Source organism: Pseudomonas sp. B19(2017), assembly GCF_002113165.1.
Lineage (GTDB): Bacteria > Pseudomonadota > Gammaproteobacteria > Pseudomonadales > Pseudomonadaceae > Aquipseudomonas.
Genome location: NZ_NEJR01000003.1, coordinates 285134 through 306341 on the forward strand (window position 1 = coordinate 285134; position 21208 = coordinate 306341).

The following is a 21208-nucleotide window of genomic DNA, read 5'->3' on the forward strand; positions in this document are numbered from 1 at the left end:
CCATGAAACGCCGCCAAGGCTTCACCCTGATTGAACTGCTGGTGGTGCTGGCGATCATCGCCACGCTGATGACCATCGCCATGCCGCGCTACTTCAACAGCCTGGAGAGCTCCCGCGAAGCCACCCTGCGCCAGAGCCTGGCGGTGTTGCGCGAAGCGCTGGACCACTACTACGGCGACACCGGCCACTACCCGGACTCGCTGGAGCAGCTGGTGGAACAGCGTTACCTGCGCAACACCCCGATCGACCCGATCACCGAACGCAGCGATGCCTGGCAGCTGCTGCCACCACCCGAAGGCGTGGCCGGCGGCGTAGCCGATATCAAGAGTGGTGCCACAGGGAGGGCGCGCGATGGCAGCCTGTACGCGGAATGGTAAGGCCAACGGTGGCTTCACCTACCTCGGTGTGTTGCTGCTGATTGCGGTCAGCAGCGTGGCCCTGGCCGCTACCGGTACGCTCTGGGCCAGTGCTGCCCAGCGTGACCGCGAACGCCAGCTGTTGTGGGTGGGCAGCCAGTATGCCCAGGCCCTGCGCAGCTACTACCGCGCCTCGCCAGGCCTGGCCCAGTATCCGCAGGAGCTGGCCGACCTGTTGCAGGACAACCGCTTCCCGCAGGCCAGGCGGCACATTCGCCGGCTGTACCCCGACCCCATCACCAACAGTGACGAATGGGGCCTGCTGCGTTCGATCGATGGCCGCATCACCGGTGTGCACAGCCGTTCCGACGCCACCCCGTTCAAGCGCAGTGGCTTCAGCGCCGAGTGGAGTGGTTTCGAAGGGCTGGAGCACTACAGCGACTGGCAGTTCGTCGCCGAGCAGGCCTTTACCGAAAGTGCCGGTGGCGTGCAGACCCATGCCGGCCCGGGAGACACGCCATGAGCCGCCTGGCCGTGCACTGCCTGGGCCTGCTGCTGGTGGCAGTGCTGGCCACTTCGGCCAAGGCCGAGGACGAGATGCAGGGCTTCATCGTCGACAACACCATCTCGCACATCGGCCACGACTTTTACTACTACTTCGCCGATCGCCTGCGCGCCACCAGCCGCCTGGACTTCAACCTGGTGGTGCGCGAACGCCCGGATGCCCGCTGGGGCAGCCTGGTCACCGTGGAATTCGAGCGTGAGGTGGTGTACCGCCGCTTCCTGCCACCGAACACCACCGAGCTCAAGGACGAGGCCGTTGCAGCAGCCGACCTGGTCAAGCAGCAAATCATTCAACGCAAGTTGCAACGCCTGCTGCAGGACACCACCGATCTGGAGAGGGACGAGCTATGAAGCACCGCATACCTTGTTGCATCGCCGCTTGCCTGTTGGCCGGCGCATGGGCCGCTCAGGCTACCGAGCTGGTGTACACCCCGATCAACCCGGCCTTTGGCGGCAACCCGCTCAATGGCACCTGGCTGCTGAACAACGCCCAGGCGCAGAACGACTACGACGACCCAGACCTCAAGGACCGTGCCTCGGCCTTTACCGGCACCACGGCCCTTGAGCGCTTCAGTAACCAGCTGGAGTCGCGGATGTTGTCGCAGTTGCTGGACAACATCAGTAACGGCAACACCGGCAGCATGGCGACCGATGCGTTTCTCATCGACGTCATCGACGATTCCGGGGCCTTGAGTATCAAGGTCACCGATCGCGCCACAGGAGAAATTTCGATCATTGAGGTCAGTGGCCTGAACCCCTGAGGGGGGAAGGCTTTTCGTTGGGGAGTGAACACCATGAAACGTCTGCTGAGCACGCTGCTGATCCTCACCGCCCTGGGTTTGCACGGTTGTGGCCTGCGCGAACCGATGCCCGCCGAACAGGATTCGGAAACCCCGACCTTGACCCCCCGGGCCTCGACCTACTACGACCTGATCAACATGCCACGGCCCAAGGGCCGGTTGATGGCGGTGGTGTACGGCTTCCGCGACCAGACCGGGCAGTACAAGCCGACCCCGGCCAGCTCGTTCTCGACCAGCGTCACCCAAGGCGCGGCCAGCATGCTGATGGACGCCCTGAACGCCAGTGGCTGGTTCGTGGTACTGGAGCGTGAAGGCCTGCAGAACCTGCTGACCGAGCGCAAGATCATCCGTGCTTCGCAGAAAAAGCCCGACGTGCCGGAAAACATCATGGGCGAGCTGCCGCCGCTGCAGGCCGCCAACCTGATGCTGGAGGGCGGCATCATCGCCTACGACACCAACGTGCGCAGCGGTGGGGAAGGCGCCCGCTACTTAGGGATAGACATCTCCCGCGAGTACCGGGTCGACCAGGTGACCGTGAACCTGCGCGCGGTGGACGTGCGCACCGGGCAGGTGCTGGCCAACGTGATGACCAGCAAGACCATCTACTCGGTCGGGCGCAGTGCCGGGGTGTTCAAGTTCATCGAGTTCAAGAAACTGCTGGAGGCTGAGGTGGGGTACACCACCAACGAGCCGGCGCAGCTGTGCGTGCTGTCGGCGATCGAGGCGGCGGTGGGGCACTTGCTGGTACAGGGGATCGAGCGGCGGCTGTGGCAGGTGGCGGGAGATGCGGGGGAGGGGCAGGCTACGGTGGACAAGTATTTGAGCCAGAATCAGCGGCCGTAAAAGAGGCTCATGAAGGCAGCCGCCACCTCAGAATTTGCGCTGAGGTGGCGGCTGGCTTGCTAATAAGTAAGCGCCTGTTTTACTGGCCGCGGATATTTTGGTTCACCCAGTAGGAAAATCCCGCTGATATGTTTCTCATGTCTGCATAATTGTATTCGATTGGCATAGAGTTTGTAATCTTTGTTATACCTAGGTTTGTGTATCTGCTATATATCAAGGCCTGTCGAAAAATAGCGATTTTCTTCGCGCTCTCGCTACGGTAAGCGTTGAACTCAGCCGTATTCTTCAAGCTTAGGTCCACGGCCTCATCTAGTGAGAGAGTCAATGTTGAAGAGATTCGGGGCCTAGAAGCCCTGGGCAGGTTTTCAAAGATCTGCTTCGCCAAGACTCTGTCGCCGTTTCCTGGGTTAATAGGGTACTCCGCCAAGCTTGATTGTGGCGGTGCAGGAGAGGCGGAGGACGTTTTTGGCGAGCCCTGCACAGTGATGGGAGATCTAGAACGGCTACGTTCCTGTGTAAACTCAAAAACGCTGCCCCAGTCAGGCGTAGAAACTGGCGACGCAAGGGGGCGGCGAGTAGTTACAGGACTCAAGGGCGGAGTATTCAGTCGGGAGGGAGACCTGCCTCGAACATGGCCAGAGGGGTCTATAAAATTTATGGGGTCGTTGTGGCAGTAGACATAAGCGTTAATGCCGCCTGCCCCGAATGAAGCTGCTTGTCACACCGTGCACGTAGCGCAGTGGGCGTTCGTGCTGCCAGATCGTGAACAGTACCGGCTTGTCCAGCAACTGACCGAAGTCAACTTCATCTTCGTGACTGATCAGCTCCAGCTTCAACTGGAATGGTGTGCTGATGGCTTCGTCGAGTTCGAATGAAATCACCTCGAATTGAAGGTCGCCAGCCAAGGGTTGGAAGCTGAAACGCAGATCAGATTGTCGGTACATGGTGTGTTTTCCTTGTTAAGAACTGCTCCGGTATCAGCCGTAGTCTTGGTGCAGAGAGGGCCTGGGGTAAGGTTGATGGCGAGGGCGGACTTGCAGGGTAGGCGGACTGCGGCGGGATTTAAATAAACAGAGTGTCGGTGTTGTTGGTTGTAATTAGGAACTTTCTGAAACTTGTAACTTAGTGTTTTTTAATTGTTGGGTTGGCTTTTAAGCCGTCTTCGCGACCATGGAGTTAAGAACAAGTTGTGCGCTGTTTCTGCAGAAGCGGCCTGGTGCCCGGTTGATTCGTTTTATGGTGGCCAAGCCAGCGCAGTATCTGTCGAATTTCAAGTGCGACGCCGCCCCTGTGGAAGCGGGTTTACCTACGAATGGGCCGGCGCAGGGTGTCTGGCTGGCGCCTGGGTTTTGTTGAAATCAAGCTGCAGCCGTGATTTAGCTTAAGGGCCCGCTTCGCGGGTAAACCCGCTCCCACAGGTACCGCGTCAATTCGCAGCTAGCGCAGTACCTGTGGGAGCGGGCGTGCCCGCGAAACAGGCGACGCGATGGGTGGCACCGGCTTTGCCGGTGTTCGCGGGCATGCCCGCTCCCACAAAGATGGCGCAAGCTTGCAGATCTTGAGCAAGGCGGTGCTCCTGCGTATCCCTTTACGTAAACGTAACCATATGCCACCTTCTACCGCAGCCTGATGACGGCCAGGGATTTCTCCCGCACACTGCGGAAAATTCCCAAGCCCGTTCCCCGCCACCTTGCGGGGCACAGCCGGAGTAGAAAATGGCGCGACAACTCATAACAAACGCCCACGACCCGCTGCACGATTCCCGCCAGGCCCGTCTGAAACTGGCCAGTGAAGGCGAGCTGCCGCTGGGCATGCTGCGCGAGGAGATCGACGCCTCCTGGCGCCGCAGCCTGGGCCATGGCCTGGACTGCCTGCAAGGCGAGCAAGTCGGCCTGGGCCTGGAACAGGGCCATGACCTGCGCGTGCTGCTGGAGCGCAACCGCCTGCTGGTCGACGCCGTTACTCCCGAACTGGACTACCTGGTGGCGCGCCAGGGCAAGGCCGGCATCGTCATCCTCGGCGATGCCCAGGCCAACGTGCTGGCCATCGAAGGGCAGAAGCACGTGCTGCAACGCGAAGGCCTGCGCGACCTGCACCCGGGCAGCTGCTGGAGCGAATCGTTGCGTGGCACCAACGCCATCGGCACTGCCGTAGTAGAAGGCCGGCCGACCTTGATCAACTGCGGCGAACACTACCTCGACCGCCTCAGCCCGTTCTCCTGCACCTCGGTACCCCTGCGCGACCCGCGTGGCGAGGTGATCGGTGTGCTCGACATCACCCGCGAAGGGGTAATGGCGCAACCACAAGACAGCCTGTCGACGCTCATGCTGGCGGCCGGCAACATCGAAAGCCGGATGTTTGGCTTGTGCCACCCGGAGCAATTGGTGTTGGCCTTCCATAGCCGCCCGCAATACCTCAACAGCGCCTGGCATGGCCTGCTGGCGCTGAGCCTGGACGGCGAAGTGCTGGCGGCCAACGACAGTGCCTGCCAGTTGTTGCAGGTGCCGCGCCATGAGCTGTTGGGCCGGCGCAGCAGCGATTTGCTGGGGGAGCGTTCACCGGCCTTCATCGCACGCCTGTGGCAGGGTGGGGTGAGCAGCGTGCAAACGGCCAAAGGCGAGTTCTACTTCCGCGCCCTGCAGCTGCCGCGCCATGGCCGGGTCAACGGCGGCACGCCGGTCAGCAAGCCGACGCTGAGCAAGCAGTCGCCTGCACTTGATGCTCTGGCTGGTGGCGACCCACGGCTCGCACGCAACCTGCGTATGGCCCGCCAAGGGTTGGGTAATGGCTTACCGGTGTTGTTGCTGGGTGAGACGGGCACCGGTAAAGAAGTGGTTGCCCGGGCCTTGCACCAGGCCAGCCCGCGAGCCGACAAACCGTTCGTGGCAGTCAACTGCGCCGCAATCCCTGAAGGCCTGATCGAATCCGAACTGTTCGGTTACCGCGAGGGCGCCTTTACCGGCTCGCGCCGGGGCGGCATGGTCGGGCGACTGATGCAGGCCCATGGCGGCACGCTGTTCCTCGATGAGATCGGCGACATGCCGCTGGCCCTGCAGGCGCGCCTGCTGCGCGTATTGCAGGAGCGGCGGGTGGCCCCGTTGGGTGCAGGGGAAGAACAGGACATCGACGTGGCGCTGATCTGCGCCACCCACCGCGACCTCAAGCGCCTGGTGCAGGAGCAGCACTTCCGCGAAGACCTGTACTACCGGGTCAACGGCGTATCGCTGCGTCTGCCGGCATTACGCGAGCGCGATGACCTGGCGGCGATCATCCAGGGCCTGCTGGACAAGTCCGAAGCCAGGGGCGTGACCCTTGACCCGGCCCTGACTGCGCTGCTCGAAGGCTTCGACTGGCCGGGCAACATCCGCCAGCTGGAAATGGTCGTACGCACGGCGCTGGCCATGCGCGAAGAAGGCGAACAGGTGCTGACCCTCGACCACCTCACCGACTGCCTGCTGGACGAACTGGCCAACAGCACGGCGCCCTCCGGCAGCCTCAAGGACAACGAACTGGAGCAGATCCGCAGCGCTCTGGCACGCCATCAGGGCAACGTGTCCGCGGCGGCGGAGGCACTGGGCATCAGCCGGGCGACGCTGTACCGCAAGCTCAAACAGTTGCGCGGCTGACATGGGCGGCCTGTTCGCCCGGCTGGTGGAATCCAGCGACCCTGTACTCATGCGCCAGGCGTTGGCCTGGCTGTATGGTTTCGTGCGCCCCCATCGACGTGCCATCGGCCTGTTGCTCGGTTTGTCGCTGGGTGCCTCGTTGCTGGCGCTGGCGCAACCCTGGCTGGTCAAGACCCTGATCGACGAGGGGCTGCTGGCCAAGGATTACCACACCCTCTGGCACATGGCGGCGATCATGATCGGTGCGGGCCTGCTGGGTACCGTGCTGGCCGGGGTCAACCGCTACCTGCATACACGGTTGTCGGGGCGAATCCTGTTTGCCCTGCGCGATGACCTTTACCGCCACCTGCAGCAGTTGTCGCCGACGTTCTACGGACGGCGGCGCATTGGCGACATTCTTTCGCGGCTGGACGGCGATGTGGCGGAGATCCAGCGCTTTGCCGTGGACTCGCTGTTCTCGGCGGTTTCGGCGGTGATCGGCCTGGTTGGCGCGGTGGCGTTGATGCTGATGCTGTCGTGGCAGCTATCGCTGCTGCTGGCGCTGCTGGTGCCGATCGAAGTGCTGTGGCTGCGCTGGATGCGGCGCAAGGTGGAGCGCGAAGTGCGCAACCTGCGCGAACGCTCGGCGGATGTGTCGTCGTTCCTGGTCGAGACCCTGCCAGCGATGAAGTTCATCCAGGCGGCCGGCCAGCAAGGCCGCGAGGCGGGCCGCCTGGACCAGCTGGGCCAGGGCTACATGCGCCAGTTGCTGAAAGTGCAGGTGACCGAATTCTTCACCCAGGCCATCCCTGGCACGCTGACTTCCTGGTGCCGCGCCTGCGCGTTCCTGGTCGGCGGCTGGTGGGTGATCCAGGGCACTTGGCAGTTGGGCGCGCTGATCGCGTTTTCCACCTACATGGGCATGGCGGTGGGCCCGGTACAAAGCCTGCTGGGGTTGTACGTGGCGGTGCAGCGCATGGCCGTGAGCCTGGGGCGGGTGATGGAACTGAAGCAGGAGGTGGTTGCCGTGCATCAGGCGGGCAACCCGCAGCCTATACCCGATGGCCCGGGCGAATTGCGCCTGGAGGCGCTGAGCTTTGCCCATGAGGGGCGCCAGGGCGCAGTGCTGAACAACGTGCAGGTGTGCGTGCCGGGTGGCCTCAAGGTAGCCATCAGCGGTGCCTCGGGGGTGGGCAAGTCGACCCTGATCGACCTGCTGCAGCGCTTTTATGACCCGGACGCCGGGCGCATTTTGCTGGATGGCACAGACCTTCGCGAACTGGACCTGGCCGCGCTGCGTCGGCGCATTGCGGTGGTCAGCCAGGACATCGTGCTGTTCCGCGGCACCCTGGCGCAGAACCTGGCCTACGGCGTGCCTGAGGCCAGCCGTGAGGAGCTGGAGCGGGTGGTGCGCCTGGCGCGCCTGGACAACCTGGTCGACAGCCTGCCGCTGGGACTGGATGGCCTGCTGGGCGAGCGTGGCCAGCAGCTGTCCGGCGGGCAGAAACAACGCATTGCCATCGCCCGTGCGGTGCTGCAGGCCCCGGCGATCCTGGTGCTGGACGAGGCCACATCGGCGGTGGACGAAGCCACCGAGCGCGAAGTGATCGCGGCCATTGACCAGCTGTTCGCCGGCCGCACGCGCATTCTGATCAGCCACCGCGCTTCGACCTTGGCCGATGCCGACCTGCACCTGTACTTGCATGAGGGCCAGTTGCAGGTGCTGCCGCATGAGGCAACCCAGCATGGACACTGACGTGCGCATTGGCGTCATCGACAGTGGCTGCTCGCTAGAGCAGGCCAGCGGCTTGCTCGCCGCCCGCCGTTTCTGGCTGGAAGGTGGCCATTTGCGTGAAGGAGATATGCTGCCTGACCAGCTGGGGCATGGCAGTGCGGTGCTTGCCGGTGTGCAACGTGAGGCCGGGGCGGTGCCGGTACTGATGGCCCAGGTGTTCAGCGCCCAGGCCAGTACCAGCGCCTTGCAGGTGGCAGCTGCCTTGCTGTGGCTGGTGGAGGCGGGCGCTACGCTGGTCAACCTCAGCCTTGGCCTGCAACAGGACCGGCCGGTGCTGCACCAGGCCTGTGCCGAAGCGCTGGCCGCCGGTGTGCTGTTGTGCGCTTCCAGCCCGGCGCAGGGTGGGCCGGTATTCCCGGCCAGCTACCCCGGGATCATCCGGGTTACCGGCGATGCCCGCTGTACACCGGGCCAATGGTCGTGGCTGGGTACTCGGCAAGCGGATTTTGGCGGTTACGTGGGCGAGGGCGGCAGGGCGGGGGCGAGCCTCGGCTGTGCGGCCTTGAGCGGCAGGATTGCAGCCTTGCTGCGTGCTCAACCGTGCATGAACCGCCAGCAGGTACATGACTGGTTGCGTGACCATGCGGCCTTCACTGGCCCCGAGCGACGAGGAGCCGGCCATGCCTGAACCGCGCATTGTGGTGCTGGGCGCCGGCCCTGCCGGTGCAGCTACTGCTGTTGGCCTGCGTCGGCTGGGATACGCCGTAACGGTGGTGTCGGATTGGCGCCGCTTTGCGGCAGTCGAAGGGGTATCCCAGCGGGTGCTGGACGGCTTGCGTCACGCAGGCCTTGGCGGGGCCTTGAGCCAGGCGGCCATGCCGGCCACCAGACAGGTACGCTGGAACGGCCAACACCTGCAAATGAACCAGGAATTTTTGCTGGACCGGCAACGGTTTGACCGGGCGTTGCGGGGCGACCTTCAACGCGCGGGCGTGAGCGTGGTCGAGGGGCGGGTGCGCGAGGTCGCTCACGAGGGTGGTCATCGTGTTCGTCTGGAGGATGGGCAGGTGCTGGAGGCCGACTTCCTGGTCGAGGCCCGAGGCCGCCAGGCTCCATTGGCGGCAGACCGCCTTCGTGGGCCGGAGACGGTCAGCCTGCTCAATGTCTGGCAGGGCAGTCCCGGGGCACCAGCATCAGCGGTGGAAAGCCTTGCGGATGGCTGGGCGTGGATGGCGCGGCTGGAAGATGGTCGCTGCTACTGGCAGGTCACCCTGGACGCTGCTGGGTTGCCGGGCAAGGCCGGGTTGGCGGATTACTGTGCGGCCCGGCGTGGCCGCAGCACGCTGGTGGCCGAGCTGTTCGATCAGCAGGCACTGGCGCCAGCACAGGTGCATGCACGTAGCAGCACCGCGATCCTGGCCGGTGAGTGCGTCGGGCAGGACTGGATACGGGTGGGTGATGCCGCGATGGCGGTTGATCCGCTGTCGGGCAACGGGATTTTCCAGTCGCTGTCTTCGGCGTTGCAGGCGCCGGTGGTGATCAATACGTTGCTGCGCAGGCCTGAGCGGGCAGAGCTGGCGCGGCAGTTTCACCAGCAGCGGGTCGAGCAGCTGTTCTTGCGCTTTGCCCGGATTGGGCGGGATTTCTACGGGCAGGAGCAGAGTCGGGCGGGGCAGCCGTTCTGGGATCAGCGCCAGGGCTGGCCGGATGCGCAGCCAATGCACCTGGCCGCTGACTGGCACGCAGTACGGGTAGAGCGGCGGCCTGTACTGCGTGATGGGCTGGTGGATGAGGCCGAGGTGGTGGTGACGGCGGACCAGCCGTTGGGAGTGTGGCATTTGCAGGGGGTGGAGTTGGCGCCGGTGGTGCGTGAAGTGCGTAGTGGCAGGTCGGTTGAGGCAGTATTGTCAGGCTTGGCGGGTAAACAGCAGATGATGGTGCGGCGTTGGCTGTTGGAGCAGGGGCTGGTTTGAGATCGCCGGGGCCGCTGTGCGGCCCATCGCCGGCAAGCCAGCTCCCACAGGGATAGCGCCAGCCTTTGGAAATCATTCAACACAAAATCTCCCACAGGAAGTGCAAGCTCGCTGACCCGCATCAGCTTCAAGCCTTATGCAATACCTGTGGGAGCTGGCTTGCCGGCGATAGGGCCTTCAGATCAGAAGAAGGTCCCGACGATTAATTGCATATAGGTCCCGGTGTCCGTCCCCCCCAATTGCGTACCACCATTCGCCGCACTGCGCTCCGGCTTGTAGAATCCCACCACCGGGCTGATCAGCAGGTGATCATTGACCATCCACTCCACATAAAGGTCCAGCTCCCGCCCGCCCAGATTACCCCGGTCGGTATCCAGCGTATCGAAGTCGAAGTACAGCGCGCCGACACTCAGGTTATCCCGTGGCTTGCCCTTCAGCGCCACGTGGTGCACCTGGCTGTTTCTGTTGAACGGCCCGGCATAGTTGGCCGCCACTTCACCCTGGAACCAGGTGCCATAACCCCGGCTCAAGCCATAGAACAGCGGGTCGAAGTCTTCGGAAAAGCGGCTGTAACGGTAGGTGGCGGTCGGTGTCCAGGGCAGCGTGGAGAAGGTCCAGTTGCCCTCCAGGTACCAGGCGTTCTCGCGCCCGCCGGTGCGGTCCTGGGTCACGTATTCGGCGGCCAGTTCCAGGTCTTTCACGCCCAGGTTGCCGCGCCCGCGCAGGCTGGCGGTGTCCATGCCGTCGCGGTGCTCCAGGCCCATGATCTGCGCGTAGCGCTGGTCCACGTCGAGGCCGCGGATCCAGCTCAGGCCCACGGTGCCGGCATCGGCGACGTGTTCCACGTTGGCCACTGCCAGCGAAGTGTCGGCCTGGTAGTGGTTGTCGGACTTCAGCCACATCAGGTCGCTGCGCCAGCCCTGTTTGCCGCCCAGGCGCAGCACCGCCGTGCGGTCGAAGGCCTTGCGCGCGGCAAGGTAGTAGGCGCCGCCGCGGTCGAAGTTGGCGCCCAGGTCGACCTTGCCCAGGTTGACCGGGTCGCCCTGGATCAGGAAACCGTCACCCAGGGTCACCACCTGACGCCCACCGGAAATGTCCACGCCGTCTTCGCCCAGGGCCGGGAACAGGTTGGCCGAGCGCCAGCCGAGGTACAGGTCTTCGATGGCGGTGCGGCGCTCATCGCCCAGGGTAAGCCCGGCGGCATCGCCATCGTCCCAGGTGGCGGAGCTGAGCAGGTTGAAGGCGCCGTACAGTGCGCCGCTGTCGGCCAGCGCCTGGCTGCCGCTGAGGCCGTACTTGACGTAGCCCTCCTGCCAGGCGCTGCTGCCGGGCTTGCGGTTGCCGGCCAGGTTGTAGCTCTCGTCGCTGTGGAAGGTGCCGAACAGGGCTTCGAGGTCGGCGTTGAGGGTGGTGTCGTCGTGGTTGTACAGCTCGTAGGCCTGGGTGACCGGGGCGGCGAACAGCAGGGCCAATGTGCAGGCGAGTTTGTGCCTCATGGTGTGCTCCATGGTTATTGTTGTTTTTGGGTTGTCTGTACCGGCCTTTTCGCGGGTGAACCCGCTCCCACAGGGATCCCACGATGTTCAGACCTGTGGTGATCCTGTGGGAGCGGGTTCACCCGCGAAAGGGCCGGTACAGGCTGAAGATCAGAGCTTGATCAACACCGACTTGAGCTCGGTGTAATGCTCGATGGCAGCTGCCCCCATTTCACGGCCGACGCCGGACATCTTGTAGCCGCCAAACGGCAAGGCAGGGTCGAGGGCGCTGTGGCAGTTGACCCACACCGACCCCGACTTGATGCGCGGAATCATCCGGTGCACGGCGGACAGGTCGTTGGACCAGATACTCGCACCCAGGCCGTAGGGGTTGTCGTTGGCCATGCCGATCACTTCGTCGATGTCATCGAACGGCATGGCCACCAGCACCGGCCCGAAGATTTCTTCCTGTACCAGGCGGTGGCGCTGGTCGACATCGACGATCACGGTCGGCTTGACGAAGTAGCCTGGCCCGAAGCCCTCGCCACCACAGGCGATGGTCGCGCCAAGCTCGCGGCCAAGCTCGATGTAGCCGGTGACGCGGTCCTGCTGCTTGGCCGAGATCAGCGGGCCCATCTGCACCGCCGGGTCCAGCCCGCTACCCAGCTTCATGCCATTGGCGATGCCGGCGATGTCGGCCACCACATTGTCGAAATGCTTGCGGTGCACATACAGCCGCGAGCCGGCGCAGCACACCTGGCCCTGGTTGAAGAAGATTGCCGTGGCTGCGCCGGCGGCGGCTTCCTGCAGGTTGGCGTCGGGCATGACGATGGTTGGCGACTTGCCGCCGAGCTCCAGGGTGACGCGGGTCATGTTGTCCATGGCCGCCTTGCCGATCAGCTTGCCGACTTCGGTGGAGCCGGTGAAGGTCAGTTTGTCCACGCCGGGGTGGCGGCTAAGCGCGCCGCCGGCGTTCAGGCCGGTGCCGGTTACGACGTTGAACACGCCAGCAGGGTAGCCGGCTTCGTCGACCAACTCAGCCAGCTTGAGCACGCTCAGCGGTGTTTCGTCGGCGGGCTTGAGCACGACGGTGCAACCGGTAGCCAGGGCCGGGCCGAGCTTCCAGCAGGCGAGCAGCAACGGGAAGTTCCAGGCGACGATGGCGCCGACCACGCCCACTGCCTCGCGCCGTACGAAACCATGGAACTGGTCGTTGGGCATCAACGGCATCGACGCCTCGACGGTGCTACCCTCGATCTTGGTGGCCCAGCCGGCCATGTAGCGCAGGAAGTCGATGGCCAGTTGCACGTCCATTACCTGGGCCACGGCGGCACTCTTGCCATTGTTCAGGCATTCAAGTTCGGCCAGCTGGCGGGCGTCGCGCTCCATCAGGTCGGCCAGGCGCCACAGCAAGTTCTGGCGTTCTCGCGGGCGCAGGCGGCTCCATGGCGAATCATCGAAGGCCTGGCGGGCGGCGCGCACCGCGCGGTCGACATCCTCGGCCTCGGCGGCGGGCACTTCACCCAGCACCTCGCCAGTGGCCGGGTTGCGGAACGACAGGGTGCGACCGCTGGCGGCGTCCTGCCAGTCGGCGCCGATGCGCATCTTCAGCTTGCGTTCGAGAAAGGCGCGGGTGGCGGGCAGGATGGGCAGTTCGGAAAGCATGGGGCGGTGCCTCTTGTCATTGGATGTGACAGGCATAGGCGCAATGGGCGTGCCAAGGTCGGTAGATGGCCGCAAACCTTTGAACGGGTTGGGTTTTGTCCTGGTGCGAGGTTGGGAATGCAGGCCTGCGCTGTTGCACATTGAGACGGTGTGAGACGGTGGTGAAACAGTGGCTGTTCCGGCCTCTTCGCGGGCTTGCCCGCTCCCACAGGTACAACGCTGGGCCTTGGGGCGGCGCAATTCCTGTGGGAGCGGGCAAGCCCGCGGAGGCCTGTGCAGCAGGCCCTGTCTCAGGATGAAACACCCTGTCGCGAAATGGCACGCTGCAATTGGCCATACCGGCTGCTGGCCAAGGCCCGAAAACAGGCTAAAAGGTTGAAAGGAAACGCTTTTACAGCACCTGGCACAGTTCCTGTATCGCAACCGTCACATGCACACCTGCTGTACCAAAGCGTGCGAAAACGATAAGAACAACAACCGTGGAGGTCTGACCTTGAAGACGACTCGACTCCGGCGGCATGCGGGCAAACTGGCGCTGGTCGCCGCCGCGCTGCTGAGCACCCAGGCCATGGCGGCCGAGCAGGGCCCGAGCCTGTTGCAGAACAAGTGCATGGGGTGCCATATCCCTGAAGGCAACGACACCTATAGCCGTATCAGCCACCAGCGTAAAACGCCGGAAGGATGGCTGATGAGCATCGCCCGCATGCAGGTGATGCACGGCCTGCAGATCAGCGATGACGACCGTCGCACGCTGGTCAAGTACCTGGCCGACAAGCAGGGCCTGGCGCCTGGCGAGACCGATGGCGTGCGCTACGCCATGGAGCGCCGGCTCAACACTGTCGAGCACTTCGACACCCAGCTCAGTGAAACCTGTGGCCGGTGCCACTCCGGTGCCCGTGTTGCCTTGCAACGGCGCCCGGCCAAGGAGTGGGAACACCTGGTCAACTTCCACCTCGGCCAATGGCCGTCCCTTGAATACCAGGCCCAGGCGCGTGACCGCGACTGGCTGCCGATTGCGCTCCAGCAAGTAGTACCCGAGCTGGCCAAGCGTTACCCGATGGAAAACGCGGCCTGGGCCGAATGGCAGAATGCCAAGCCCAAGGCTGACGCACTTTCCGGGCAGTGGGCCTTCAGCGGCCACATGCTGGCCAAGGGTGATGTGCGCGGGGTAATGAGCGTTGCCGCCGACGAGGACGATACTTTCAAGGTCGAGGTCAAGGGCGCTTACGCTGACGGCACGCCGTTCAACGGCAGCGGCTCGGCAATCCTCTACAACGGCTATGAATGGCGCGGCAACGTCAAGGTTGGCGACGCCAACCTGCGTCAGGTGTTCGCCGCGCTGGATGGCGAAATGAAAGGCCGCATGTTCGAGGCCGAACACGATGAGCGTGGCCTGGACTTCACCGCTGTGAAGGAGGGCAAGGCGCACTTGCTGGCGGTACAACCGGCGTTCATCAAGGCCGGCGCCGAGAGCGAAATCACCTTGGTCGGCAGCGGCCTGACTGGCAAGCCAGACCTGGGCGCTGGCGTGGAAGTGACCGAAGTGCTGGAGCAGACCCCAACCCTGGTACGGGTCAAGGCCCGGGCTGCGGCAGATGCCAAGCCTGGCCAGCGTGAGGTCGCGGTGGGTGGGCTCAAAGGTGTCAACCTGGCGGTCTACGACAAGGTCGACGAAGTGAAGGTAGTACCGGCGTTCTCCATTGCCCGCATTGGCGAGAACGGCGCTTCGGTGCCGAAGGTGCAGGGCCGTTTCGAGGCCGAGGCCTGGGGTAAAGACGCCAACGGCCAGCCGCTACGCATCGGCTACCTGCCGGCCAGCTGGAAGGTCGAGCCGTTCAACGAGCGGGCGGTCGAGGATGAAGACGTCAAGTTCGCCGGGCAGATGCAGGCCGATGGCGTGTTCGTGCCGGGCGGTGCCGGGCCTAACCCCGAGCGCAAGATGATGACCAACAACGCCGGTAACCTGAAGGTCATCGCCACTCTGGCCGACGGCGGCCAGACCGGCGAAGGACACATGATCGTCACCGTACAGCGCTGGAACAACCCGCCGCTGCCGTAACGGCAGGGCGCAACGGTTTTCCAACGGATCGATTATCGGGAGGTCGCCATGGGCGTACTACTGAACCTGGTCGAACGCAACCTGCATGAAGTGCAGGTCGATGCCGACCGCATGCTGTTCCATATACCCAGCAGTTCGCTGTTTGCCACCGATGCGGTGACCGGCAGCATCATCGACGCCTTGCGCCAGCAAGGCTGCTCGGCCGAGGAGCTGATGCAGCGCCTTGGCCAGCAGTTTGCGGGCGACGATATCCAGGACACCCTGCGCGAGCTGATCGCGCTGGAGCTGGTCAGCGACGGCTCGCCGCTGACCCCGGAAATCGCCCTCAAGCAGGTCGAGCGCACCGCGCTGAACACCGTGGTGCTCAACGTCAACACTGGCTGCAACCTCAGCTGCACCTATTGCTACAAGGAAGACCTGGACAAGCCTTCCGCCGGCAAGAAGATGAGCACTGACACTGCCGAAGCCTCGGTAGAGATGCTGCTCAAGGAATCGCCCAACGAGGAACGCTACAGCGTGGTGTTCTTCGGTGGCGAGCCGCTGTCCAACCGGCCGTTGATCGAGCACATGGTGGCCTACTGCGAGCGGCGTTTCGCCGAGGCGGGCAAGCAGGTGGAGTTCATCATGACCACCAACGCCACCTTGCTTACCGAAGAGATCATCGACTGGCTCAACGCCCACCGCTTCGGCCTGTCGATCAGCATCGACGGCCCCAAGACCGTGCACGACCGCAACCGCATCACCGTGGGCGGGCAGGGCACCTATGACGTGGTGCGGCGCAAGGCGGACCTGCTGCTGTCGCGCTACACCAGCCGCCCGGTGGGCGCGCGGGTCACGCTGACCCGTGGCATCACCGACGTCGAGACCATCTGGAACCACCTGTTCAACGAACTGGGCTTCGCCGAAGTCGGCTTCGCCCCGGTCACCTCGGGTGACATGGCTGACTTCAATCTCACCGGCGAAGAGCTGGTGCAGGTGTTCGCCAACATGAAGGCGCTGGGTCGCAAATACCTGGAGGCGGCGCTGGATCACCGCAACATCGGCTTCTCCAACCTGCACCAGCTGATCACCGACATCCACGAAGGCCACAAGAAGGCCCTGCCGTGCGGTGCCGGCTTGAAGATGCTGGCGGTGGACCACGAGGGCGAGCTGAACCTGTGCCACCGCTTTACCGGCTCCAGCCTGCCGACCTTCGGCAATGTGCATCAGGGCGTGAAGCAGGCACAGCTCAACGACTTCCTGTCGCAGCGCCTGGACCGCAGCAACACCGGCTGCGACAGCTGCCGCATCCGCAACCTGTGCTCCGGCGGCTGCTACCACGAAAGCTACGCCCGCTACGGCGACCCGCAGCACCCGACCTACCACTATTGCGAACTGATGCGCGACTGGGTCGACTTCGGCATCGAAGTCTACAGCCGCATCATGGCCGCCAACCCGGCCTTCATCGATCGCTACATCACCCCGCGGAAGGCGCACTGACATGAAGCACTTGAAGCCCCTGAACAACAAGGCGCGCATCCTCGAACAGGCCGCCGCCGAAGACCGCGTCGAAGAGGTCATGGCCATGAGCGCAGTGGCAGGTTGCACCGCCACCACCGACCCGGGCTGGGAAGTGGACGCCTTTGGTGGCGTGAGCTCGCTGTGCCAGCCGATGGAGGCCGACCTGTATGGCTGCTCCGACCCTTGCTGGTGGCCGGCCCAGGTGCCGGACATGATGAGCACCTACCAGGACTGGAACGCCCAGGCGAGCAACTCCGCCGAAGACTGGCGCAACCTCGGCACCGTGTTCCCGAAAGACAAGTGACCGGCCCAACAAGAATGACAAGGGGAAACCGCATGAAAGCTGGACGCTGCGCGTCACTCGCGCTCACCATCGCCGCCACGGCCTGTGCCGGGCTGGTACAGGCCGCCGACACCGGGCCGGCGTTGAAGGCTGGCCACGAATACATGATCGTGACCAACTACCCGAACAACCTGCACGTGGTCGATGTGGCCAGTGACACGGTGTACAAGAGCTGCGTCATGCCCGACAAGTTCGGCCCCGGCACCGCGATGATGGCGCCGGACAACCGCACCGCCTACGTGCTCAACAACCACTACGGCGACATCTACGGCATCGACCTGGACACCTGTAGCAACACCTTCCACGCCAACCTGTCCAGCGTGCCGGGTGAGGTGGGCCGGTCGATGTACTCGTTCGCCATCAGCCCGGACGGCAAGGAGGTGTACGCCACGGTCAACCCGACCCAGCGCCTGAACGACCACTATGTGGTCAAGCCACCTCGGCTGGAAGTGTTCAACACCGCCGATGGCCTGGAGGCCAAGCCGGTACGTACCTTCCCGATGCCGCGCCAGGTGTACCTGATGCGTGCGGCGGACGATGGCAGCCTGTACGTCGCCGGGCCGGACATCTACAAGATGGACGTGAACACCGGCAAGTACACGGTGGCCTTGCCGCTGCGCAACTGGAACCGCAAAGGCTACAGCGCCCCGGACGTACTGTACTTCTGGCCGCACCAGAGCCCGCGCCACGAGTTCTCGATGCTCTATACCATTGCCAGGTTCAAGGACGACAAGCAGGACCCGGCCACCGCCGAGCTGCTGTATGGCTACCTGAGTGTCGACCTCAAGACCGGCAAGACCCACACCCAGGAATTCGCCGACCTGACCGAGCTGTACTTCACCGGGCTGGTTTCGCCGAAAGACCCGAACCAGATCTACGGCGTGCTCAACCGCCTGGCCAAGTACGACCTCAAGCAGCGCAAGCTGATCAAGGCGGCGAACCTGGACCACACTTACTACTGCGTGGCCTTCGACAAGAAGGGCGACAAGTTGTACCTGGGTGGCACCTTCAACGACCTGGCGGTGTTCAACCCGGATACGCTGGAGAAGGTGAAGAACATCAAGTTGCCGGGTGGCGATATGTCCACCACCACGCCCCAGGTGTTCATCCGTTAAACCGGTGCTGGCTTCTTCGCGGGCTTGCCCGCTCCCACAGGGAATTCACAGACCTTGAAACCTGTGTGGTACCTGTGGGAGCGGGCGAGCCCGCGAAGAGGCCGGCACAGACAACACAAGAACAACAAGAGACCGCTCATGCCCCAGCCAAGCTACTCCCAGGGCAATCAGGACAAACCCCTGCTTACCCAGTGCATTGGCGACGCCTTCGACACTACCGTCGCCCGCTTCCCCGACCGCGAAGCCCTGATAGTCCGCCACCAGGCCCAGCGCTACACCTGGCGGCAACTGGCCGAAGCCGTCGACCAGCATGCCCGTGCGCTGATGGCCCTGGGCGTGCAGCCCGGTGACCGCCTCGGCATCTGGGCCCCTAACTGTGCAGAGTGGTGCATCACCCAGTTCGCCAGCGCCAAGGTCGGCGCGATCCTGGTCAACATCAACCCGGCCTACCGTTCCAGCGAACTGGACTACGCCCTCGGCCAGTCCGGCTGCCGTTGGGTGATCTGCGCCGACGCGTTCAAGACCTCCGACTACCACGCCATGCTGCTGGGCCTGGTCCCGGGCCTGGCAGCCGGGCAGCCGGGTGCGCTGATCTGCGAACGCTTCCCCGAACTGCGCGGTGTGGTCAGCCTGGCCGCCGCGCCACCGCCGGGCTTTCTAGCCTGGCACGACCTGCAGGCCCGTGCCGCGGCCGTCAGCCGCGAAGCCCTGGCCGAGCGCCAGGCACAACTGCGTTGCGACGACCCGATCAATATCCAGTACACCTCGGGCACCACCGGTTTTCCGAAAGGCGCCACCCTCAGCCACAGCAACATCCTCAACAACGGCTACATGGTCGGTGAAAGCCTGGGCCTGACCGAGCATGACCGGTTGGTGGTACCGGTGCCGCTGTACCACTGCTTTGGCATGGTCATGGCCAACCTTGGCTGCATGACTCACGGCAGCGCCCTGATTTACCCCAACGACGCCTTCGACCCACTGGCCACCCTGCGCGCGGTCGCGGAAGAGCGGGCCACTGCGTTGTATGGTGTGCCGACCATGTTCATCGCCGAACTGGACCACCCCCAGCGTGGCGAGTTCGACCTGTCGAGCCTGCGCACCGGGATCATGGCCGGCGCTACCTGCCCGATCGAAGTGATGCGCCGGGTGATCGGCGAAATGCACATGGCCGAGGTGCAGATTGCCTACGGCATGACCGAAACCAGCCCGGTGTCGCTGCAGACCGGCGCCAGCGACGACCTGGAGCGCCGCGTGACCAGCGTCGGGCGTACCCAGCCGCGGTTGGAAAGCAAGGTTATCGATGCTGACGGCAACACTGTGCCGCGAGGCGAGATCGGCGAGCTGTGCACGCGCGGTTACAGCGTGATGCTGGGCTACTGGAACAACCCCAAGGCCACGGCTGAAAGCATCGATGAAGAAGGCTGGATGCACACCGGCGACCTGGCGGTGATGGACGAGCAGGGCTATGTGCGTATTGTCGGGCGCAGCAAGGACATGATCATTCGTGGCGGCGAGAACATCTACCCGCGTGAGCTTGAGGAGTTTTTCTTCACCCACCCGGCGGTGGCCGATGTGCAGGTGATTGGCGTGCCGTGCAGCAAGTACGGCGAAGAGATCGTGGCCTGGGTGCGGCTGCACCCGGGGCATACGGCCAGCGAAGAGGAACTGCGCGAGTGGGCGAAGGCGCGGATCGCGCACTTCAAGGTGCCAAGGTACTTCCGCTTTGTCGATGAGTTCCCGATGACAGTGACCGGCAAGGTGCAGAAGTTCCGCATGCGCGAGATCAGTGTCGAAGAACTGTCTGCCGGATGATGTGTTGCCTGTGCCGGCCTCTTCGCGGGCACGCCCGCTCCTACAGGACATTCACTGCCCGTCAGACTTGTGATGTACCTGTGGGAGCGGGCATGCCCGCGAAGAGGCCAGTACAGGCACTAGATGATCTCAGCCTTGCAACAGCTCCGGGCTGTTGAAGTTGCTCAACCTGCGGTCATCGTTGGCACATTCCAGCCCCTGCACCGCTTCACGCAGCAGGGCCTTCTGCAAACTCCGCTCACCCGCCGCCCAGGCCTGCTCCAGCACCGGCAACACCCGGGCTGGCAGCACGCTGAACATCGGTTGCCAGTACCCACCCTGGCGCACCATGGCCGCACTGTCACTGGTCACTGCCAGCCTTAGCAGGCCCTCGATCAACCCTCGGTCAACCAGCGGTGCATCACAGGCCAGCAGCACCACCCATTCATGCCGCGCCACCTTGAGCCCGGCAATCACCCCCGCCAATGGCCCGGGGAAGTCAGCCTCGGCATCGCCCACCAACTGGTCGGCATACGCACGGTAGGCTTGCTGGTTACGGTTGCAGGAAATCACCAGGTCGTCAGTCAGCGGGCGCACTACCCGATGCACATGGGCAACCAGCGGTTCGCCCTGCCAGTCGATCAGGCCCTTGTCCCGGCCACCCATGCGCTGGCCACGGCCACCGGCGAGAATCAGGGCTGAGCTGGCGGGCAAGGGGCTGATCATGTGTGCAGTTCCAGGCAGGGGAAGAACGCAACCCTCCCACGGCCTGCAACCATTGTCCAGCAAGCCAGCGTCGGAGTTGAACCGACCTGACATTTTTGCCAGTTGTGCCGATCGCGCGTACTCCCCTTCAATACAGTTGCAGCCTCGGCATTGCGACGGTGTCAGGGGCCATGACAAGGAGAAGAAACTTGAACAAATCGCAACTGGTAGCGGACGTGGCGCAACGCGCTGACTTGAGCAAGGTAATGGCACAAAAGGTGGTCGATGCCTTTATCGACGCCGTCAAGGCATCGCTGGTAGCGCGCGAGGATGTGACTCTGGTGGGTTTTGGCACCTTTAAAACTGCAGAAAGGACAGCGCGGGTCGGGAGAAACCCGCAAACTGGCAAAGAGCTGAAGATTGCTGCGGCAATCAACGCCAAGTTCAGCGCCGGCAAAAATTTGAAGGACGCCGTCAAACTCAGCGGGCAAGCCGACCAGAGAGCCAAATCGCGCAAGTGACAGAAAAGTGGCCGGAGACTAATGCCAGTCAGTCAAGCCTACTGGGGCTGCTTCGCAGCCCATCGCCGGCAAGCCAGCTCCCACTCCGACGGCATCGAACTTAAGCCATGCGCCGTACTTGTGGGAGCCTGGCTTGCCAGCGATGGGCCGCAACGCGG

General features: G+C 63.8%; 18 protein-coding genes and 1 pseudogene. 15 read left to right on the top strand and 4 right to left on the bottom strand.

Features of this window, described 5'->3' with window-relative positions:
• The first annotated feature begins 2 nt into the window (after positions 1–2).
• From CAF70_RS07080 to CAF70_RS07100, 5 genes are read left to right on the top strand one after another with little or no spacing between them, the layout of a single operon-like run.
• The gene (locus CAF70_RS07080; protein WP_085623211.1) at positions 3–377 is read left to right on the top strand and encodes a type II secretion system protein; all 375 of its coding nucleotides are present in this window, start codon (positions 3–5) and stop codon (positions 375–377) included.
• A complete protein-coding gene (locus CAF70_RS07085; RefSeq protein ID WP_085623210.1) occupies positions 352–879 on the top strand; it encodes a type II secretion system protein in 528 nt (175 codons plus the stop codon). Before CAF70_RS07080 ends, CAF70_RS07085 begins: the two co-directional genes overlap by 26 nt.
• A complete protein-coding gene (csgE, locus tag CAF70_RS07090; RefSeq protein ID WP_085623209.1) occupies positions 876–1271 on the top strand; it encodes a curli production assembly/transport protein CsgE in 396 nt (131 codons plus the stop codon). Before CAF70_RS07085 ends, csgE begins: the two co-directional genes overlap by 4 nt.
• The gene (locus CAF70_RS07095) at positions 1268–1681 is read left to right on the top strand and encodes a curli assembly protein CsgF (protein ID WP_085623208.1); all 414 of its coding nucleotides are present in this window, start codon (positions 1268–1270) and stop codon (positions 1679–1681) included. Before csgE ends, CAF70_RS07095 begins: the two co-directional genes overlap by 4 nt.
• Before the next feature lie 33 nt (positions 1682–1714).
• Positions 1715–2563, top strand: a complete 849-nt coding sequence (locus CAF70_RS07100; protein ID WP_085623207.1) for a CsgG/HfaB family protein — start codon at positions 1715–1717, stop codon at positions 2561–2563.
• A 698-nt stretch (positions 2564–3261) separates the two neighbouring features.
• Here the strand turns inward: CAF70_RS07100 and CAF70_RS07110 are convergent.
• A pseudogene (locus tag CAF70_RS07110) lies at positions 3262–3507 on the bottom strand (contractile injection system protein, VgrG/Pvc8 family); the annotation flags it as partial.
• 771 nt (positions 3508–4278) lie between these two features.
• On the opposite strand from CAF70_RS07110, the gene CAF70_RS07115 reads away from it, so the two are divergent.
• From CAF70_RS07115 to CAF70_RS07130, 4 genes are read left to right on the top strand one after another with little or no spacing between them, the layout of a single operon-like run.
• Positions 4279–6189 (top strand): sigma-54-dependent Fis family transcriptional regulator, encoded by a 1911-nt coding sequence (locus CAF70_RS07115; RefSeq protein ID WP_085623205.1) that lies wholly within the window; start codon positions 4279–4281, stop codon positions 6187–6189.
• A gap of 1 nt (position 6190) precedes the next feature.
• The gene (locus CAF70_RS07120) at positions 6191–7924 is read left to right on the top strand and encodes an ABC transporter ATP-binding protein (protein WP_085623204.1); all 1734 of its coding nucleotides are present in this window, start codon (positions 6191–6193) and stop codon (positions 7922–7924) included.
• Positions 7914–8591 carry a peptidase S8 and S53 subtilisin kexin sedolisin gene (locus CAF70_RS07125; protein WP_085623203.1) on the top strand — a complete coding sequence of 226 codons (678 nt, stop codon included), beginning with the start codon at positions 7914–7916 and terminating at the stop codon, positions 8589–8591. Before CAF70_RS07120 ends, CAF70_RS07125 begins: the two co-directional genes overlap by 11 nt.
• Positions 8584–9876, top strand: coding sequence for an NAD(P)/FAD-dependent oxidoreductase (locus CAF70_RS07130; protein WP_085623202.1), 1293 nt, complete (start codon positions 8584–8586; stop codon positions 9874–9876). The genes CAF70_RS07125 and CAF70_RS07130 overlap by 8 nt, the downstream gene beginning before the upstream one ends.
• 182 nt (positions 9877–10058) lie before the next feature.
• Here CAF70_RS07130 and CAF70_RS07135 read toward each other — a convergent pair whose 3' ends face one another.
• Together CAF70_RS07135 and CAF70_RS07140 are read right to left on the bottom strand one after the other, a co-directional pair.
• Positions 10059–11372 (bottom strand): hypothetical protein, encoded by a 1314-nt coding sequence (locus tag CAF70_RS07135; RefSeq protein WP_085623201.1) that lies wholly within the window; start codon positions 11370–11372, stop codon positions 10059–10061.
• A gap of 150 nt (positions 11373–11522) precedes the next feature.
• Positions 11523–13016 carry an aldehyde dehydrogenase gene (locus CAF70_RS07140; RefSeq protein WP_085623200.1) on the bottom strand — a complete coding sequence of 498 codons (1494 nt, stop codon included), beginning with the start codon at positions 13014–13016 and terminating at the stop codon, positions 11523–11525.
• Positions 13017–13509: 493 nt separating this feature from the next.
• Here CAF70_RS07140 and peaA point away from each other — a divergent pair, with 493 nt between their 5' ends.
• The 5 genes from peaA to CAF70_RS07165 all read left to right on the top strand — a co-directional run bounded on the left by peaA (position 13510) and on the right by CAF70_RS07165 (position 19845).
• Positions 13510–15075, top strand: coding sequence for a quinohemoprotein amine dehydrogenase subunit alpha (peaA, locus tag CAF70_RS07145; protein ID WP_085623199.1), 1566 nt, complete (start codon positions 13510–13512; stop codon positions 15073–15075).
• 48 nt (positions 15076–15123) lie between these two features.
• Entirely contained in the window at positions 15124–16554 is a 1431-nt protein-coding gene (peaB, locus tag CAF70_RS07150) for a quinohemoprotein amine dehydrogenase maturation protein (RefSeq protein WP_085623198.1), read from the top strand.
• 1 nt (position 16555) lies between these two features.
• A complete protein-coding gene (gene qhpC / locus CAF70_RS07155; RefSeq protein ID WP_004375838.1) occupies positions 16556–16879 on the top strand; it encodes a quinohemoprotein amine dehydrogenase subunit gamma in 324 nt (107 codons plus the stop codon).
• Positions 16880–16911: 32 nt separating this feature from the next.
• Positions 16912–18033: a quinohemoprotein amine dehydrogenase subunit beta gene (peaD, locus tag CAF70_RS07160; protein WP_085623197.1), complete on the top strand. Its 1122-nt coding sequence runs from the start codon at positions 16912–16914 to the stop codon at positions 18031–18033.
• A gap of 138 nt (positions 18034–18171) precedes the next feature.
• Positions 18172–19845, top strand: a complete 1674-nt coding sequence (locus CAF70_RS07165) for a fatty acid CoA ligase family protein (protein ID WP_085623196.1) — start codon at positions 18172–18174, stop codon at positions 19843–19845.
• Between the two features lie 129 nt (positions 19846–19974).
• Here CAF70_RS07165 and mobA read toward each other — a convergent pair whose 3' ends face one another.
• Entirely contained in the window at positions 19975–20550 is a 576-nt protein-coding gene (mobA, locus tag CAF70_RS07170) for a molybdenum cofactor guanylyltransferase MobA (RefSeq protein WP_085623195.1), read from the bottom strand.
• A gap of 188 nt (positions 20551–20738) precedes the next feature.
• On the opposite strand from mobA, the gene CAF70_RS07175 reads away from it, so the two are divergent.
• Complete coding sequence (locus CAF70_RS07175; protein WP_085623194.1) at positions 20739–21050, top strand: HU family DNA-binding protein; 312 nt, start codon at positions 20739–20741, stop codon at positions 21048–21050.
• The last annotated feature ends 158 nt before the right edge of the window (positions 21051–21208 follow it).

Excerpts from the sequence above, each read along its gene's own strand:
- CAF70_RS07120 (WP_085623204.1), top strand. The coding sequence starts at position 6,191 with ATGGGCGGCCTGTTCGCCCGGCTGGTGGAATCCAGCGACCCTGTACTC.
- CAF70_RS07130 (WP_085623202.1), top strand. The coding sequence starts at position 8,584 with ATGCCTGAACCGCGCATTGTGGTGCTGGGCGCCGGCCCTGCCGGTGCA.
- CAF70_RS07165 (WP_085623196.1), top strand. The coding sequence starts at position 18,172 with ATGCCCCAGCCAAGCTACTCCCAGGGCAATCAGGACAAACCCCTGCTT.
- CAF70_RS07115 (WP_085623205.1), top strand. The coding sequence starts at position 4,279 with ATGGCGCGACAACTCATAACAAACGCCCACGACCCGCTGCACGATTCC.
- CAF70_RS07080 (WP_085623211.1), top strand. The coding sequence starts at position 3 with ATGAAACGCCGCCAAGGCTTCACCCTGATTGAACTGCTGGTGGTGCTG.
- qhpC (WP_004375838.1), top strand. The coding sequence starts at position 16,556 with ATGAAGCACTTGAAGCCCCTGAACAACAAGGCGCGCATCCTCGAACAG.
- CAF70_RS07125 (WP_085623203.1), top strand. The coding sequence starts at position 7,914 with ATGGACACTGACGTGCGCATTGGCGTCATCGACAGTGGCTGCTCGCTA.
- csgE (WP_085623209.1), top strand. The coding sequence starts at position 876 with ATGAGCCGCCTGGCCGTGCACTGCCTGGGCCTGCTGCTGGTGGCAGTG.
- CAF70_RS07135 (WP_085623201.1), bottom strand. The coding sequence starts at position 11,372 with ATGAGGCACAAACTCGCCTGCACATTGGCCCTGCTGTTCGCCGCCCCG.
- CAF70_RS07095 (WP_085623208.1), top strand. The coding sequence starts at position 1,268 with ATGAAGCACCGCATACCTTGTTGCATCGCCGCTTGCCTGTTGGCCGGC.
- CAF70_RS07085 (WP_085623210.1), top strand. The coding sequence starts at position 352 with ATGGCAGCCTGTACGCGGAATGGTAAGGCCAACGGTGGCTTCACCTAC.
- CAF70_RS07140 (WP_085623200.1), bottom strand. The coding sequence starts at position 13,016 with ATGCTTTCCGAACTGCCCATCCTGCCCGCCACCCGCGCCTTTCTCGAA.
- peaB (WP_085623198.1), top strand. The coding sequence starts at position 15,124 with ATGGGCGTACTACTGAACCTGGTCGAACGCAACCTGCATGAAGTGCAG.
- mobA (WP_085623195.1), bottom strand. The coding sequence starts at position 20,550 with ATGATCAGCCCCTTGCCCGCCAGCTCAGCCCTGATTCTCGCCGGTGGC.
- peaD (WP_085623197.1), top strand. The coding sequence starts at position 16,912 with ATGAAAGCTGGACGCTGCGCGTCACTCGCGCTCACCATCGCCGCCACG.
- CAF70_RS07100 (WP_085623207.1), top strand. The coding sequence starts at position 1,715 with ATGAAACGTCTGCTGAGCACGCTGCTGATCCTCACCGCCCTGGGTTTG.